The organism is Paenibacillus terricola, from assembly GCF_014779765.1.
In the GTDB taxonomy this organism is placed as follows: domain Bacteria; phylum Bacillota; class Bacilli; order Paenibacillales; family Paenibacillaceae; genus Paenibacillus_T; species Paenibacillus_T terricola.
This window is the reverse complement of record NZ_JACXZA010000003.1, coordinates 472,656-489,669: the sequence shown is the minus strand read 5'-3', so window position 1 is coordinate 489,669 and position 17,014 is coordinate 472,656. Positions and strand designations below refer to the sequence as shown.

Sequence of the window (17,014 nt, the reverse complement as noted above, 5' to 3'; positions counted from 1 at the left end):
ACAAAGAAAGCGCTTTATTATGGAATGGGACGACAACGTCCCGCACTTCACTATCGTGAAAGGAGGAAGGGCAACGAATCAGGCAACCGTCACTCAGATTGTGTGACCGCGCAAAACAAAACCTAATTTACAAGGAGGCAAGTTATGTTTAAGAAATTGAGTTCTTTATTATTATCGCTCACATTGCTGTTAAGCTGTTTATCCTTAACGTCTGCGTATGCCGCTAACAGCTCTATTGCGAAAATCCCCGGAAACAGTAATCCATTGATGGATCACAAATTAGGGGCGGATCCTTTCGCACTGACCTATAACGGTCGAGTCTACGTCTACATGTCAAGCGATGCTTATGTTTACAACAGCAACGGAACGATCAAAGACAATGACTACAGCGCTTTGAACAAAATCAATGTGATCTCCTCCGCCGACATGGTGAACTGGACGGATCATGGTTCCATTCCGGTAGCAGGCTATAATAATGCAAATAATGGAGCGGGCATTGCCAAGTGGGCGTCGCTCTCTTGGGCGCCGTCGGTCGCCAAAAAGACGATTAACGGAAAGGATAAGTTTTTCCTCTATTTCGGCAATGGCGCATCAGGAATCGGCGTACTCACATCGGACACGCCAATAGGACCATGGTCAGATCCGCTTGGCAAAGCGCTTGTAACGCTCAATACGCCAGGCATGTCCGGCGTTACCTGGCTGTTTGATCCGGCAGTGCTCGTAGACGACGACGGTACAGGTTATCTGTACATGGGCGGCGGCATCCCGAATAATTCAGATCCGGCGATCATCGCGAATCCGAAGACGGCCAGAGTCATCAGGCTAGGTGCTGATATGACGAGTGTTAACGGAAGCGCTGTCATGATTGATGCCCCTTATATGTTCGAAGATTCGGGCATTCATAAGTACAACGGCAAATACTACTATTCGTATTGCATGAATTTCTCAGGTACGCATCCAGCTGCTTATCCAGCAGGTGAAATCGGCTATATGGTGAGCAGCAGTCCGATGGGACCATTCACGTATGCGGGTCATTTTCTGAAAAACCCTGGTGCGTTCTTCGGTTCGGGCGGCAATAACCATCATGCGGTGTTTAACTTCAATAATCAGTGGTATGTCGTCTATCACGCCCAAACCGTCAGCCAAGCTCTGCTGGGATCGGGCAAAGGCTACCGCTCTCCTCATATCAATAAGCTGTTCTATAACGCGGACGGAACGATTCAAGAAGTGCAAGGAAACATGGTTGGTGTTAGTCAGATTGCCAATCTGAATCCTTACAATCGAACGGAAGCGGAGACGATCGGCTGGAATGCAGGGATTGCGACGGAGGTAAGCCAAGCGACAGGCGGGCCGTTCAACAACATGGACGTGACCAATATTAGCAATGGAGATTGGGTCGCCGTAGGCAATGCTGATTTCGGCTCGAGCGGAGCGAAGTCGTTCAAGGCGAATGTAGCATCTGTCGTAGGCGGCAGTATCGAAATCCGTCTTGACAGCCCGACAGGTACGCTCGTCGGTACCTTGAATGTGCCTTCTACCGGAGGAACGCAGAACTGGCAAGAACTAAGTACAACAGTAAGCAATGCAACAGGCGTGCACAAAGTTTTCTTTGTGTTCACGGGATCGAGCGCCAGCAGCTTGTTCAACTTTGACTACTGGCAGTTCTCGCAAAATTCATCGACCTCGAATGGAACAAGGATAGAAGTAGAGGATATGACGATTGGTGGTCCATATGGCGGAAAGGTAAGTTCTCCTTTCAATGGCGGGGTGTTCTACGCTAACAATGATTATGCCTCGTACAATCAATATTTTGCGTTCTCCACCCACACATTCTCGCTTCGCGGTGCATCCAGCAACACCTCGACAGCGCGGGTCGACCTGCAAATTAACGGAACGACGGTCGGTTCCTTCTACTTCACCGGAACGACGCCAACTGTCCAGACGTTGTCTAATGTCTCGCATGCGACAGGCCCTGTAGAAGTCAAGCTAATCGTTACAACCGATAACGGCACATGGGATGTCTACGTCGATTATTTGGAATACACCAACTAATCTTCCGAAGCAGGTTTGCAATTTACTCAGAGAAGGAGAATCCAGCGTGAATAATAGAGGTAGTAAACGTAAGGGCAGACTCAGGATTATTAAGGCTTTCAGCTTCCTATTGGCATTCGGAATGCTATTATCGTTTAACGTTCCTGCATTCGCCTGGCAGTCGGATAATGGAGACGGGACGTTTACGAACCCGATTCTGAATGCCGATTACCCCGATATTAGTGCCATTCGGGTAGGAAGCGATTTCTACATGGTCAGCTCCACTTTCGTTTCGTTCCCATCGGTGCCGATTATGCACTCCAAGGATTTGGTTAATTGGGAAATTGTCGGATATGTGACAGCCGATCTTAACGGAACGGGAAAGTCGTATACATTAACCAATACGTTCGAAGATTATGGGCACGGCAGCTGGGCGCCGACGATTGCTTATCGCAACGGTACTTATTATGTTGGCTTCTATCAGGCGCAAGGCAAGTTTATCATGTTCACAGCCTTGAATCCGGCAGGCCCTTATACGAAGACGGTGTACAACCAAGGTTTTCACGATCCAGGCTTATTCATTGATGACGACGGGACCGGATACATTATTTCTGAGGCTAATGATGTGAAGGTTTCGAAATTAAGCGCTGATTACAAGTCGGTCGTAAGCAGCACGGTTACGACACGGATAGAAGGAGTAACCGGCAACTACTTGGTAGAAGGCACACATGTAGTGAAGCGAAATGGATACTATTATATTTTCCGCAACTCTACACCACCAGAATCCTATACCTACCTACTGAGATCCAAGAACATTTATGGTCCTTATGAGATGAGGATACTGTTAGATGGCCCAACACTTCCAGGCGGAGCTCAGATACACCAAGGTGGTCCAATTGATACGCCGACCGGCGAATGGTGGTTTTACGCCTTTCAAGATGGCAACGGCTTGGGGCGTAGAGATATTCTAATCCCGATGCAGTGGCAGAACGATTGGCCGATACTAGGTGATCCTGCTACGGTACGCAATGTGACAATTGGAGGCATCAGTTATCCCATGGGAAGTGTGCCGATCACATACCGTAAACCGAATGTCGGGTTAACTTATCCCATTATGACGATCCCGAATACCGATGAATTCACCTCTTCCTCGCTTGGCGTACAGTGGCAATGGAACCATTATCCTGACAATACGAAGTGGTCGTTGAGCGAGCGTTCAGGTTACTTGAGACTGCATGCGAAGAATGCCAATAGCCTGTGGAGAGCGACGAACACTTTGACGCAGCGGGTGGAAGGTCCGGATTCTCAAGGAACGATCGAGTTGGATACGACGAATATGCTGGATGGAGACAATGCAGGATTAAGTTTACTCAATATTCCTTATGGTTGGATAGGGGTGACTAAGTCCGGAGGTGTTAAGCGAATAGTTGCCACGATCAATGCGAAGGAGGACGCATCAGGCACCGTTACCACAGGACCAATTCTGAACGGTAACCTTGTGTATTTAAGGGCTAAAGCAGACCTTCTAGTGAACAAAGCAACTTTCTTGTACAGTACGGATAACGTGAACTTCATCCAGTTGGGCGGTCAACTGAATATGCCGTTTGACCTTGGTTTCTTCCAGGGCGACAAATTCGGCATCTTCAACTATACAACAGCAGCTTCCGGCGGATATGTTGACGTCAACTGGTTCCGATTCTTTACTTCTGCATCTGGAAATGGGGGAGGTAATGGGAGCAGTGGAAGCGGGACCACGTACGAAGCTGAGACGGGGACGTCCTTAACCAATTCTATTGTGGAGACGTTGAATACCGGGTATACCGGTACAGGCTATGTCAACTTTAATGCCGCGACCGATGCGGCTGTGCAATGGAACAATATCTATTGCGCGGTCACGGGAACGAAGAATGTGAAGTTTCGGTATGCGCTCGCTTCGGGCACAAGAAATTTGGATGTATACGTGAATGGAACCAAAGTAGTCTCCAATGCGGCATTCACGGCGACCGGCAGCTGGACGACGTGGGCGGAGAAGACGATCCAGGTGCCGATGAACAGCGGGACGAATACATTACGAGTTGTAACGACTGGAACGGAAGGGCCGAATATCGATAACATCAATGTGTCAGCGCAATAGAACATAGGGCGCATAAGGAAGGGCTGCCCCAAAAGTAGGCTAACTTCATCGATGAGATAGCTCATTTTAGTGAAGGACGAACAGATATGGCGGTTCAGGGACATCCCCGAATCGCCATTTCTAGTATTGCGCATGTGGTCTTCTTTCATCCGCATGAAGGTGGCGTCGGACCGGTTTCACTAAAGCTATTCCGATCGCCAAGAAGCTCTTGCCGGACTTTGTAACACGGTATATCGAACTTACAAAGAAACCGTTCCGTAAATGGTGGGTCGCATCTTCCATTTTACCAAGGAACGGTTTCTTACTGAGTCTTACTAAGAAAAAAACAGGAGCTATCCTAAGATCAATTTACATGACCTTGTGAGACAGCCCCTTCTGTTATTAGATTATTGGGAAATAACCTCTTATTGCACCCATCTATAAATGGTAATATCGACTCCCGATTCCGTCGGGAATCCTTCGCCTAAGAATAGATCGTTATTCCATGAGGATAATGCCTTGCTATTCGTAATAATCGAAGGGCGAGTGCGGAACAGGGCATCGTTCCATTGCTTGTTCGCATCGCCATTGTTCTCGATGTAGATGCGGCAGGCCTGACCTTCATAATCTTTACCTTGCAGCATGTACCTGGCAGACAGTGTGTGCCGTCCGCCTGACCTTCCTATCACCTGCGTATCGATTCCGCCTTCAAGAATTTCCCCTTGAAAAAATTCCCCCGTCGCATTGCCTGTAAATGAGATCATTACAACGGAATCGCCATCGTCTTGATGTAGTTCGATCGTTCGCTCGATACGAACATGTATGGTTAGCACTTTCTCCAGCTTCTCCAACTCCATGCAGCCGACCTCACTTACTTCAATAGAATCAGAACCTGCCTTGTCTATGACATTCTATTCAACCTCATGTTGAAAAGGAGGCTTATCGACATTCGGCCGATGCAGATTAGCAGCCAAGAACCTCTCTGTCATATCCAGCACTTGAGGGTTCCATATCCCAGCCCCATGATCCGCCCCAGCTACTTTATAGAAGGTTGCGTTCTGCCCGCTGTTTCTAAGCGCCTTATACATCTCAATGCTCTGGTTAACATGCACGATCTGATCGCTGTCTCCATGAACAATGAGAAAAGGCGGAAGCCTCTTATCCAGATTCTGATGAATCGGACTTGCTTTCTTCGCCAATTCGAGATGTTCCGGCACACTCCCACCGATGAGCAGCCCCTCCGGGGAATCAGCAGCATCATGATCAAGGATGTCATTATACTTGCCCAACGTTAGCAGGTCCGAAACGCCATAGTAATCAACAACGGCGCTCACCTCATCTGATTGTTCACTATAGAGGCCGTTATCATATTCACCAATGGTAAGCCCCGTCATTAATGCAAGATGTCCGCCTGATGAATCACCCCATACCGCAACCCGATTCGGATCAACCCCGTACGCTTCCGCATGTTTGCGCATAAACCGGATCGCACATTTGACATCTTCGACAGGGGCCGGGAACTGGGCAAGGTCCGTGTGCCGAATCTCGACGCTTGCGACAACGTAGCCTTTGGCCGCTATATGACAAAGGTTCGGAATGGCAGCATACAGATCTTGCGGTCTCCATGCGGAGCCTTGAACAAATACAACCAAAGGGAATTTGTATCCAGCGCGATGCGGAACGATGATCTGCAATCTTCTTTCCACTTCTCCGTATTGGGCATAGACAACATTCGGCCGATAGGAGCAGGAGTAATACGTTCCTTTCTCGCCATACTCGCCATATAGAATCTGGGTCCCCTCGGGAGTTTCATTTGCTGCGATGTCCGCTGCCCTCTTATTCATACTGAATATGCACCTCTTAGCACAGTGTTTGTTCTATTATAAGCGATCAGGCGGTGATCGAGATCATCTTTCGAAACTCATTGGCGCTTACGCCCGTATAGGCTTTGAATTTCTTATAGAACCAATCCATCTCCGTATACCCAACCTCGTTTGCGATTTCATAGATTTTCATATCGGTATGCTCCAACAAATATTTCGCTTTCTCCATCCGTTGCTGAAGCAAATATTCATTAAAGGTCATGTTCTCATGGCTCTTAAATTTCTGCCCTAGATAGGAGTAGTTGAAATGGAATATGTTTGAGATTTCCTTAAGCGTAATGTTCTGATGCAGCGATTCTTCAACGAATTCCTTTACTTTATCAATGATATTGGAAGGAGAAGGAACAGGAATAGGAGTCATCATGTCTGCAGGTGTAGTTGTAAGCGCTTTAATTTCTGTGCCGATAAGCTCCTCCAGCTCCCGTTGAACTCGATACAAACTTGCACGCAGTTCGTCAGGCGAGATGGGATCCGGCAAGTAATCGCTGACTTGATAACACATCGCCTTGCGAGCGAGCTGAAAATCATTGTCGCCCCCAAGCAGAATGATAGGCACTCGACTCGTTTCTCTAATTTGCTCGCAGAGACGAATGCCGTCCACTTGTGCGCAGTTCATATTAATAAGAACAAGCGCATACTGCTGGCTGGCGAACATGGACATGGCTTCTGTTCGTGTTGAAACATAATCGTCCAAGGAAAACCCTAATTCTCTCCAAGCTAGCAAACCGATCGTCGTGTCCTTGGATTGTTGAGCAGCATCGACTAGCAGCACCTTATACACGAAGATAACCCCCTATTACGATGAAAAAAAGATTGTCGTTTGCAAACGTTATCAATCGTTACTTTTTTATTATGTTAAATGGGGGTACGGTCAAACAACGTGCTTTTCTTTGCTTCGTTAGCAGATGTTTACCTCATCGAAATTTTCACGCAAAGTTTGGATGTCCATCTCGACATTCCTACGTTTTGACGGGTACAACACCTATGCTGCGACAGGTTGTTGCATTTCAATTGTAAACGCTACACTTTGCTGTGTAAGTTCTATTTATCATACGGGGGGACAAAAAATGAGTAAAAAAATGTTGATGCTGACAGCTGCAATGATGCTGGTTCTGTCAGCATGCGGCAGCAGCGGCTCCAAAGATGCAGACACCAAAGGAACAGATACTGCTAGTCAGACCACGACCGACCAAGCAACGAACACGGATGCAACAGGCGACGATGCGGCAGCCGACGACGGTGCGGATGCAGCGGCAGACGATGCAGCGTACAAAACGCCGGACATGGATTTCGATCTCGGCGGCCGTACGATTAAGGTTGTATCCTGGTGGGATATGACGCCTGGCGAAGACAACCCGGACAATATTCAAAAGAAGAAGAACCTGGAAGAGTTGGAGAAGAAGCATAACTTCAAGATGGAATTCGTTCCAATCGATTTCGGCGAATATCAACAGAAGGTAACGGCATCGCTTCTGTCGGGTCAACCGATCGGCGATATCGTCCGCTTGGGCAAAACGTACACGGTACCTACGCTAACGAAACAAGACCTGCTGCAGCCGGTGGATGAATACACGAAGAATGCGAATGTTTTCAATCAGAAAATGACGAATGAGCTGTATACCTACAATGGCCGCGGTTATGGCTTCACAGAGGATCAAGGCGCGCTCATTCAAGGCATTTTCTACAACCGTAAGCTGATGAACGAGCTCGGCTTGAAGCCAATGCAAGATTACGTCAAAGAAGGCAACTGGAACTGGGATACGTTCGTTCAAGTCGCGAAGGAAGCGAATAAAGATACGAACAATGACGGCAAGCTTGACACATGGGGACTTGCGAATAACTCCCTCCTTGATCAGGCACTGATGTCCAACGAAGCAAGTCTGACGAAGGAAGATAAACAAAACCTCGACGATCCGAAAACGATCGAAGCGCTTACGTTCGCACAGAAGGTTATTGTGGACAAAGTCAATCGCCCGACAGAGGGTGGCGACTGGACGGAGCCAGGTCAATTCTTCCGCCAAGGCAATACGCTGATGTATGCAGGCGCAATGTATGAAATCGGCGGTCTGAAGACGGATATGCCGGACTCGGATATCGGCTTCGTACCGTTCCCTAAAGGACCAAGCGCATCGACGTTCCACTCGTACGAGCCGGCACTTCAAGCGCTGACGATTCCGAAAGGCGTTAAAGATCCAGACAAGCTGATGTACATCTGGGAGAAAATGAACGATATCGACTCGGTTTACGACTACCCAGGCCAATCATCGCTCGAGACGAACTTCTCGAACGAAGACGATATCGAGAATGCGAAGCTTGTTCAATCGAACCTGTCCGTGCTTGATCATAATACGTTCATGCCAGACCTGAAATATTATGACTTCGCAGGCGAACTGAACGGCGGTACTTCGGTATCGACAGTAATCGAGAAGTACAAACCAGTGTTCCAATCGGCGATCGACAAAGTTTACAAAAAGTAGATATCGCTTAAGAGCAGTCCACATTTAGAAGCTTATAAGATAGCCCTATATTTTGACAGGTACAACACCTAAGTTAAGACGGGTTGTTGACTTCCAATTGTAAGCGCTACACTTTCTTTGTAAGTTCCATTTCTCACTAAACGAGGGGGACAAAAGAGTGCCTAAAAAATTGTTGATGCTGACGGCGGCAATGATGCTGGTTCTGTCAGCCTGCGGAAGCAGCGGCTCCAAGGACGAAGGTAGCAAAGGAACAGATTCTGCTAACCAAAGCACGACCGATCAAGCAACGGACACGGATGCAAAAGGCGACGATGCAGCAACGGACGACGGTGCAGACGCAACGGCAGACGATGCGGCGTACAAAACGCCGGACATGGATTTCGATCTCGGTGGTCGCACGATTAAAGTTGTATCCTGGTGGGACATGACAATTGGCGAGGACAACCCGGACAATATTCAGAAAAAGAAGAACCTGGAAGAGCTAGAGAAGAAACACAATTTCAAAATGGAGTACGTTTCCATTGACTATGGCGAGTATCAACAGAAGGTAACGGCATCGTTGCTGTCCGGCCAGCCGCTCGGCGATATTGTACGCTTGGGCAAAACGTACACGGTCCCTACGCTCGTCAAACAAGATTTGCTGCAGCCGATTGATGAGTATACGAAGAATGCGAATGTTTTCAACCAAACGATGACGAATTCGCTGTATACGTATAATGGCCGCGGTTACGGTTTCACGGAAGATCAAGGCAACCTTGTTCAAGGCATTTTCTACAACCGCAAGCTGATGAATGAGCTTGGTCTGAAACCGCTTCAGGATTATGTCAATGACAACAACTGGAACTGGGATACGTTTATCCAAGTTGCGAAGGAAGCAAACAAGGACACGAACAATGACGGCAAGCTTGACACTTGGGGTCTGGCGAACAACGGCCTGGTTGAATTTGCACTCATGTCCAATGAAACGGGCTTGACGAAGGATGACAAGCAAAACCTTGATGATCCGAAGACGCTGGAAGCGCTTAACTTTGAATCGAAGCTTATGACCGAGAAAATCCCTAGACCTACAGAAGGTGGAGATTGGACCGAGCCTGGTCAATTCTTCCGTCAGGGCAATACGCTTATGTATGCTGGCGCGATGTATGAAATCGGCGGTCTTAAGACGGATATGCCGGATGCGGATATCGGTTTCGTGCCGTTCCCTAAAGGTCCAAGCGCATCCACGTATCACTCGTTCGAGGGCTTGCTCCAAGCGCTGACGATTCCGAAAGGCGTTAAAGATCCAGACAAGCTGATGTACATTTGGGAGAAAATTAACGACATCGATTCGGTATATGACTACCCAGGTCAATCAACGCTCGAATCGAACTTCTCGAACGAAGACGATATTAACAACGCGAAGGTCGTGCAACCGAATCTGCTCGTGCTTGACCACAACACGTTCATGCCAGACCTGAAATTCTATGATTTCGTTGGCGAGATTAATAGCGGTACTTCGGTATCGACAGTGATCGAGAAGTACAAACCAGTATTCCAATCGGCGATTGACAAAGTTTACAAAAAGTAAATCGATATCGCTAAGAGCAGTCCCCATTTAGAAGGTTCTAATGGGGACTGTACATTTTATGTCTTTCGCTGCAGGAGGGAGAAGAGTGAACTTAAGTAAAAAGAACTACGTCGCGATCATATTAGTTCTCGCCGTATTGTTAATGTCGATTTGGGCGTTCTACCCTTCGAGTTCATCCGACAACGGACGCGTTCAAGCGATGGCTGATTTCAAGGCTGTCACGACGTCTGTGAGTGACGACAGCTATGACATGTACTTGAACAACCACCAGGCAGCGGCTCGGCCGGATACTGTCATTCGTATTGAGGGCGAGAGCTATAAGACAGCAGAAGGAGACGGATTCCAGGTCGTCGATGAACAAGGCGCGCAAGCGGTCCTAACACCGGAAGAAGGATCGATAAGCTGGAACGTGCCGATCGATCAGGCAGGGCTCTACAACATTCGAGTTCGTTATTTGCCGCTGGAGGGCAAGAGCTCGGCGATTGAGCGTCAGATTGAAATTAATAACAAAGTTCCATTCAGCGGTGCGGATATTATTACCTTCGACCGTGTATGGGGCAATCAGTCCGATGAGATTAAGCGGGATGACAGAGGCAATGAACTGCGTCCAAGACAAATTGAGAAGCCGATATGGCAGACCGAATCCGTATCGGACCGCAACGGTTATTATGACGAGCCTTACTCTTTCTACTTCGATAAAGGCGTGCAGAACCTTAAGTTGACAGCAATGCGCGAGCCGATGGCTATCGATTACATCGAATTGTATCGCAATCCTAACGTGAAGACGTATGCAGAACTGAAGAGCGAATATGAGGCTAAAGGGCTAAAACCAGTCGATAACCAATATGTTCTCATTCAGGCGGAGAAGGCCGTCTACAAGTCGTCTCCGACCTTATATCCGTTGACTGACAGATCGAGCCCGACAGTCATCCCATACGATGTATCTAAGCTAAGAATCAACACCATCGGCGGACTGAACTGGAAACTTCCAGGTCAGTGGATCGAGTGGGAATTCGAAGCGCCGGCGGATGGTTTATATCAAATTGCATTAAAAGAGAAGCAAGATCAACTGCGCGGCATATTCGCGACGCGGAGCCTAACGATCGATGGCGAATATCCATTCAAGGAAATGAAGCGGCTGCGCTTCGACTTCGGGATGGATTGGAGCAATGACGTGCTTGGCAATGGCAAAGACGAGCCGTATTTGTTCCATTTGACCAAAGGCACGCATCGCATTCGGATGACGGTATCGCTTGGCGAAATGGCGCCGTTGCTCCAGACGATCGAGTCGAGCGTTCTCCAATTGAACGAGATGTATCGCAAAATCATTATGATTACATCGAATTCGCCGGATACGCTGCGCGATTACCAGCTGGAGAAACGGATTCCAGACATGATCAAGGTCTTCCAAGAACAATCCAAGACGATATCGAGCGTAGCGGAATATCTAGAGCAAATGACGGGCGAGCGAAGCGACAAGGTATCAGTGCTCTATACGCTCGTTAAGCAGTTGGATGACATGGCGAAGAAGCCGGAGACGATTCCGGGACGACTCGCTTCCTTCAAGGTCAACATAGGTGGTTTAGGCACTTGGATTCTCACCGTGCGCGAACAGCCGATTACGCTTGATTATTTGGCTATATCTTCACCTGGTTATAAGCTTCCACGGGCCCAAGCGACGTTCGCCCAGGATGTGAAGCATGAACTAGGCGGTTTAGTCGCTTCCTATACGGAGGATTATGACAGCATCGGCAATACAGGCAAGGGCAACCGTTCAACGACGGTATGGATTACGACAGGACGCGACCAAGCGCAGGTGCTTAAGAACCTGATCGACGAGACGTTCACGCCGGAGTCGAATATTTCCGTCAGTCTGAAGCTGGTTCCTGCCAACATTCTGCTTCCGGCGACGCTTGCCGGCGAAGGGCCGGACGTTGCGATGCAGATCGGCGAAGATGTGCCGGTCAACTATGCGATGAGGGATGCGGCAGCAGACCTGAAGCAGTTCCCGGATTACGATCAGATCGCTTCCCGTTTCCGCGAGAGCGGTTTAACGCCTTATCGCTATGGAGGCGGAACGTATGCTTTGCCAGAGCAGCAATCGTTCCCAATGTTGTTCTATCGCAAAGACATTCTGAAAGAGCTCGGACTCGAGGTGCCTAAGACGTGGCAGGACATCTATAATATGATCTCCGTGCTGCAGAAGCACAACATGGAGTTCTGGCTGCCGATCGAGCAAGGCAACGCCAACATGGTACCGAACGCGACGTTCTCAGCTCTGCTGTATCAGAATGGCGGCGAGTTCTATCGGGATAACGGCAAGAGCAGCGCACTGGATTCCGATATTGCGATGAACGTCTTCAAGAAATGGACACAGTTCTATACGAACTACAAATTCCCGCTGATTGCGGATTTCCCGAACCGATTCCGTACGGGCGAGATGCCGATCGGTATCGCCGACTATACGACGTATAACATGCTTACGGTCCTCGCGCCGGAAATCAAAGGGCTGTGGGATTTCACGATTGTACCGGGCACAGAACAGGGCGATGGCACAGTGGACCATGCAGTTGCAAGCCACACGACCGGCGTCATGATGCTGAAGAATGCGAAGGACAAGGATGCCGCTTGGGAGTTCATGAAATGGTGGACGTCCAAGGAAACCCAAATCGCTTATGGCCGTGAAATGGAAGGCCTGATGGGTGAAGCGGCGCGCTATCCGACGGCGAATGTCGAGGCGCTCGAGGAGCTGCCTTGGCCGGTTAAGGACTATCGCAATCTGGAAGAGCAGTGGCAGTGGGTACAAGGCATTCCGCAGGTTCCAGGCGGATACTTCACAGGCCGTCATCTGGATAATGCATTCCGTAAGGTCGTCAATGCGAATGAGAATGCGCGCGAAGCGCTATCCGATTACATTCTCTACATTAATGACGAGATTACGGTCAAGCGCCAAGAATTCAATCTAGACAAATAGTTAGGGGGTGGAATGCGATGCAAGCCGAAACAATCAGTCCTGCTGTCTCTACTGACCTCGTCCATCCGAAGAAGCATTCGAAACTGGGGAATCTGATGCGTGAGCTTATCAAGAATAAGCATTATTACATTCTGATGAGTCCTTACATGCTTATCTTCTTTGCTTTCACCGTTATTCCAGTCATAATTTCAATCACGCTCAGCTTCTTCTATTTCAATATGCTGGAATTTCCTCGGTTTATTGGGTGGCAGAACTACTCGCGGCTGTTTCTGAACGATGACGTATTCATGATCGCTGTGAAGAACACGTTCCTCTTCGCGGTCATCAGCGGTCCAATTAGTTATATCGCCTGTTTCTTATTCGCTTGGATCATCAATGAGCTCTCGCCTAAGGTCAGAGCTATCATGACGCTCGTGTTCTATGCGCCATCGATTTCTGGCAACGTCTTCTTCATCTGGCTTATCGTGTTCTCAGGTGACCGATATGGTTATTTGAATGGTTTCTTAATCAAATGGGGCTTCATCCTTGAACCGATCCAGTGGCTGACGAATGAGAAATACATTCTGCCGATCATCATGATCGTGCAGCTGTGGCTCAGCCTCGGCACGAGCTTCTTGGCCTTCATTGCGGGTCTGCAGACGATCGACAAATCGTTGATCGAAGCAGGTGCGATCGATGGCATCCGCAATCGCTGGCAGGAGCTGTGGTTCATTACGTTGCCATCGATGCGTCCGCAGCTCATGTTTGGCGCCGTCATGCAAATTACCGGCTCATTCGCGGTTGCCGATATCTCGATTGCGCTTGCAGGCTTCCCGAGCGTCAACTACGCCGGTCATACGATCGTTACGCACTTGATGGATTACGGCACTATTCGTTTCGAAATGGGTTATGCGTCCGCCATCGCAACCGTGTTGTTCGTCATCATGCTAGGTACGAACATGCTAACGCAGAAACTGCTGAGAAGGGTAGGGGAGTGACCAGGTGGCAACCAAAACATTAAGCGCATTGCGTGCGCCGAAAAAGCTGAATCGCTCTTTTACCGTCAGCTTCATACTGTTCTTGTTCCTAGCGGTATTCGGCGCCTTCATGGTGCTGCCGCTCATCTATGCGATCAACAATGCGTTCAAGCCGCTGGATGAATTGTTCATATTCCCGCCTCGGTTCTTCGTACGCAATCCGACGACGGATAACTTCTACGATCTGGTCGCTTTAATGGGCAACTCGTGGGTGCCGTTGTCGCGTTATATCGTCAATACGTTGTTTATTACGATTGTTGGTACAGTCGGCCATATCATCTTATCGTCTGCAGCGGCCTATCCATTGGCGAAGTTCCGCTTCCCAGGCTCCAAAGTGCTGTTCTCGATCGTCGTCATGTCGCTTATGTTTACGGGCCATGTCACTGCGATCCCGAACTACATGGTCATGTCGTGGCTTGGATGGATCAATTCGCATGCGTCGATTATTATCCCGTCGCTTGCGTTCCCGCTTGGCTTGTTCCTCATGAAGCAGTTCATGGAGCAAATTCCGGATGCGCTGCTTGAAGCCGCTAAGATTGACGGAGCGAGCGAATATCGGATCTACGCGCAGATCGTAATGCCGAACGTGAAGCCGGCATGGCTGACGCTCATGATCCTTCAGTTCCCGGCGCTATGGGGATCCGACGGCGGTAACTTCATCTACAGCGAGAATCTGAAGACATTGCACTATGCATTGGGGCAGATCACTGCCGGAGGCATAGCGCGGGCCGGCGTAGGCGCCGCAGTCGCGCTCATCTTAATGATCGTTCCGATCACGCTCTTCATCATTTCGCAGAGCAACGTCATTCAGACGATGGCGACTTCCGGAATGAAAGAGTAGAGGGGGGAATTGGACGATGCGTAAGAGCAAATACAGATGGAGAGTTCTACTCTTGACTGCGCTGTGCTGCCTGATCGGCGCCAGCTTAGGCGGAACGCTTGCATACGCGGATACCGGCGCTTCTTCCTATAACTATTCGTACTGGGGAAGAACCGTTGCCGCACCTGCAGCTTATAAGGCTTCAACCGTATTGAACGGCAAGGAGCTAGGCGTCGGGGCGCTTAAGGACCCGAGCGATCTGCATGTAACGTCAGACAACCAAATCTATGTGCTTGATTCCGGCAACAATCGGATCGTTGTATTCGATAGCCAGTTCAAGCTCATTCGCATTATCGACTCTTTCATGCGCGATGGGAAGAAAGAAACGTTCAACAATCCGCAAGGTCTGTTCGTGTCTCCTCAGAAGCAGCTGATTGTAGCGGATACCGGCAATCAACGCGTAGTCGAGCTTGATGCTAACCTGACCGTGATTAAGGTCATCGATCCGCCGCAATCGGATCTGCTTAACTCGAACTTCAAGTTCCAGCCGGTGCGCGTTATTGCAGACCAGGCACAACGTATCTATGTCATGTCTATCGGCGTATTCGACGGGTTCATGGAGTTTAATCAGAACGGCGAATTCACCTCGTTCATCGGTGCGAATAGAGTCAAGGTCGACCCTACGGAGCTGCTGTGGAAACGGCTGTCGACGAGGGCGCAGCGCAGCCAGATGGTCATGTTCACCCCAACGGAGTTCACGAACCTGGACATTAACGATGAAGGGTTCATCTATGCGACGAACGGCGACATCTGGGGCGACACGATCAAGAAGTTGAATGCACAGGGCAGTGACATTCTTAGAAGAACGGGTTACTTCAACCCGAAAGGCGATATTCGGTATACGACAGAGCAAGGGCCCGGTCGGTTGATTGATATCGATGTGACGGACAGTGAAATGTACTCCGTGCTCGATGGTGCAAGGGGCAGGGTATTCACTTACAACGGCGACGGTCACTTCATGTACATGTTCGGCGGAATCGGCAACCAACTTGGGCAGTTCAAAACGCCTGTCGCCATTGAACGCGTCGGCGATGATTTCCTCGTTCTGGACAAAGCATTCGGCGAAATCACCGTATTCAAGTCGACCGAATACGGGCGCACCTTGAATGAAGCTACTCGAGCCTATTATCGCGGTGATGAAGAGAAGGCTTTCGAGCTCTATAACAAGACGATCAATATGAATGCCAATCTCGAATACGCCTATTCCGGCATCGGCAAGTCCTTGCTTCGCAAAGGCGAGTACAAGGAAGCCATGCATTATTTTGAAGAAAGCTATGACCGCGGCAACTACTCGAAGGCGTTCCTGCTGTATCGCAAGCAGGTGCTCAGAGAGCATTTTCCAACCATCATGACGGGAATTATTGTCGTTCTTGTGGTTGCATTTGTGGCAAGGGTGCTGTGGAAGAGGAAGAAGCTACGCAGAATAAGGGGTGTTTCGATTGAATCGTGAGTTGATTAAATATCCGTTCTATATCATCATGCATCCCTTTAATGGCTTTTGGGATTTGAAATACGACCGTACCCAGCGGAATAACGTCATTATTTCGTTCGTCATTTTGATCCTGCTGATCATTACGAACATCCTGAGCTCCGAATATAGCGGTTTTCTCGTCAATCTTATAAATCCGAACGAGATGAACTCGCTGATGGAGATCGCTTATGTAGTCGTTCCGGTTCTATTCTGGTGCGTGGCGAACTGGTCGTTGACGACACTGATGGACGGCGAAGGGAAATTCGTCGACATTTTCACTTCGACCTGTTTCGCGCTCGTGCCAATGATCGTCATTAATTTCCCGTGGATTTGGCTTAGTAAGGTCATCTCGTTGCAGGAAGCGGCTTTCTATTATTTCTTCAGCAGCTTCGCAGTGTTCTGGTCGTTGTTCCTATTATTCGTTGGGAATATGACGATTCACCAGTATTCGCCATCCAAGACGATCGCTACGATCCTGCTGACGGTTGTGGCAATGGGCTTTATAGCTTTTATTTGCTTGTTGTTCTTCAGCCTGACGCAGCAAATGGTGTCGTTCGTTAACGTGGTATATAAAGAGCTTGCACTGAGGAGATAGAGAGAGG

12 protein-coding genes are annotated in these 17,014 nt (G+C 48.9%); 9 read left to right on the top strand and 3 right to left on the bottom strand.

Annotation, left to right across the window (positions count from 1 at the left end; translation table 11 throughout):
- Positions 1–144 precede the first annotated feature (144 nt).
- Both H8B09_RS14265 and H8B09_RS14260 read left to right on the top strand, forming a co-directional pair.
- Entirely contained in the window at positions 145–2,052 is a 1,908-nt protein-coding gene (locus H8B09_RS14265; protein ID WP_191204185.1) for a carbohydrate-binding protein, read from the top strand.
- A 46-nt stretch (positions 2,053–2,098) separates the two neighbouring features.
- Positions 2,099–4,165, top strand: a complete 2,067-nt coding sequence (locus tag H8B09_RS14260) for a family 43 glycosylhydrolase (protein ID WP_191204184.1) — start codon at positions 2,099–2,101, stop codon at positions 4,163–4,165.
- Positions 4,166–4,569: 404 nt separating this feature from the next.
- On the opposite strand, the gene H8B09_RS14255 is transcribed toward H8B09_RS14260, so the two are convergent.
- Genes H8B09_RS14255 through H8B09_RS14245 form a run of 3 tightly spaced genes read right to left on the bottom strand, consistent with a single transcriptional unit; the run spans position 4,570 to position 6,808 of the window.
- Complete coding sequence (locus H8B09_RS14255; protein ID WP_191204183.1) at positions 4,570–5,001, bottom strand: DUF3237 family protein; 432 nt, start codon at positions 4,999–5,001, stop codon at positions 4,570–4,572.
- A gap of 54 nt (positions 5,002–5,055) precedes the next feature.
- Positions 5,056–5,988 (bottom strand): alpha/beta hydrolase, encoded by a 933-nt coding sequence (locus H8B09_RS14250; protein ID WP_191204182.1) that lies wholly within the window; start codon positions 5,986–5,988, stop codon positions 5,056–5,058.
- Between the two features lie 46 nt (positions 5,989–6,034).
- Positions 6,035–6,808 (bottom strand): helix-turn-helix domain-containing protein, encoded by a 774-nt coding sequence (locus H8B09_RS14245; protein ID WP_191204181.1) that lies wholly within the window; start codon positions 6,806–6,808, stop codon positions 6,035–6,037.
- Positions 6,809–7,094: 286 nt separating this feature from the next.
- On the opposite strand from H8B09_RS14245, the gene H8B09_RS14240 reads away from it, so the two are divergent.
- From H8B09_RS14240 to H8B09_RS14210, 7 genes are all read left to right on the top strand, one after another.
- Positions 7,095–8,504 carry an ABC transporter substrate-binding protein gene (locus H8B09_RS14240; protein WP_191204180.1) on the top strand — a complete coding sequence of 470 codons (1,410 nt, stop codon included), beginning with the start codon at positions 7,095–7,097 and terminating at the stop codon, positions 8,502–8,504.
- 157 nt (positions 8,505–8,661) lie between these two features.
- Positions 8,662–10,071: an ABC transporter substrate-binding protein gene (locus H8B09_RS14235; protein WP_397376069.1), complete on the top strand. Its 1,410-nt coding sequence runs from the start codon at positions 8,662–8,664 to the stop codon at positions 10,069–10,071.
- A gap of 142 nt (positions 10,072–10,213) precedes the next feature.
- The gene (locus tag H8B09_RS14230; RefSeq protein ID WP_224753665.1) at positions 10,214–13,045 is read left to right on the top strand and encodes an extracellular solute-binding protein; all 2,832 of its coding nucleotides are present in this window, start codon (positions 10,214–10,216) and stop codon (positions 13,043–13,045) included.
- Between the two features lie 17 nt (positions 13,046–13,062).
- Positions 13,063–14,022, top strand: a complete 960-nt coding sequence (locus H8B09_RS14225) for a carbohydrate ABC transporter permease (RefSeq protein ID WP_191204178.1) — start codon at positions 13,063–13,065, stop codon at positions 14,020–14,022.
- Between the two features lie 4 nt (positions 14,023–14,026).
- The gene (locus tag H8B09_RS14220; protein ID WP_191204177.1) at positions 14,027–14,902 is read left to right on the top strand and encodes a carbohydrate ABC transporter permease; all 876 of its coding nucleotides are present in this window, start codon (positions 14,027–14,029) and stop codon (positions 14,900–14,902) included.
- A 16-nt stretch (positions 14,903–14,918) separates the two neighbouring features.
- Positions 14,919–16,391, top strand: a complete 1,473-nt coding sequence (locus tag H8B09_RS14215; protein ID WP_191204176.1) for a hypothetical protein — start codon at positions 14,919–14,921, stop codon at positions 16,389–16,391.
- Positions 16,381–17,007: a Yip1 family protein gene (locus H8B09_RS14210; protein WP_191204175.1), complete on the top strand. Its 627-nt coding sequence runs from the start codon at positions 16,381–16,383 to the stop codon at positions 17,005–17,007. The genes H8B09_RS14215 and H8B09_RS14210 overlap by 11 nt, the downstream gene beginning before the upstream one ends.
- Positions 17,008–17,014: the final 7 nt, after the last annotated feature.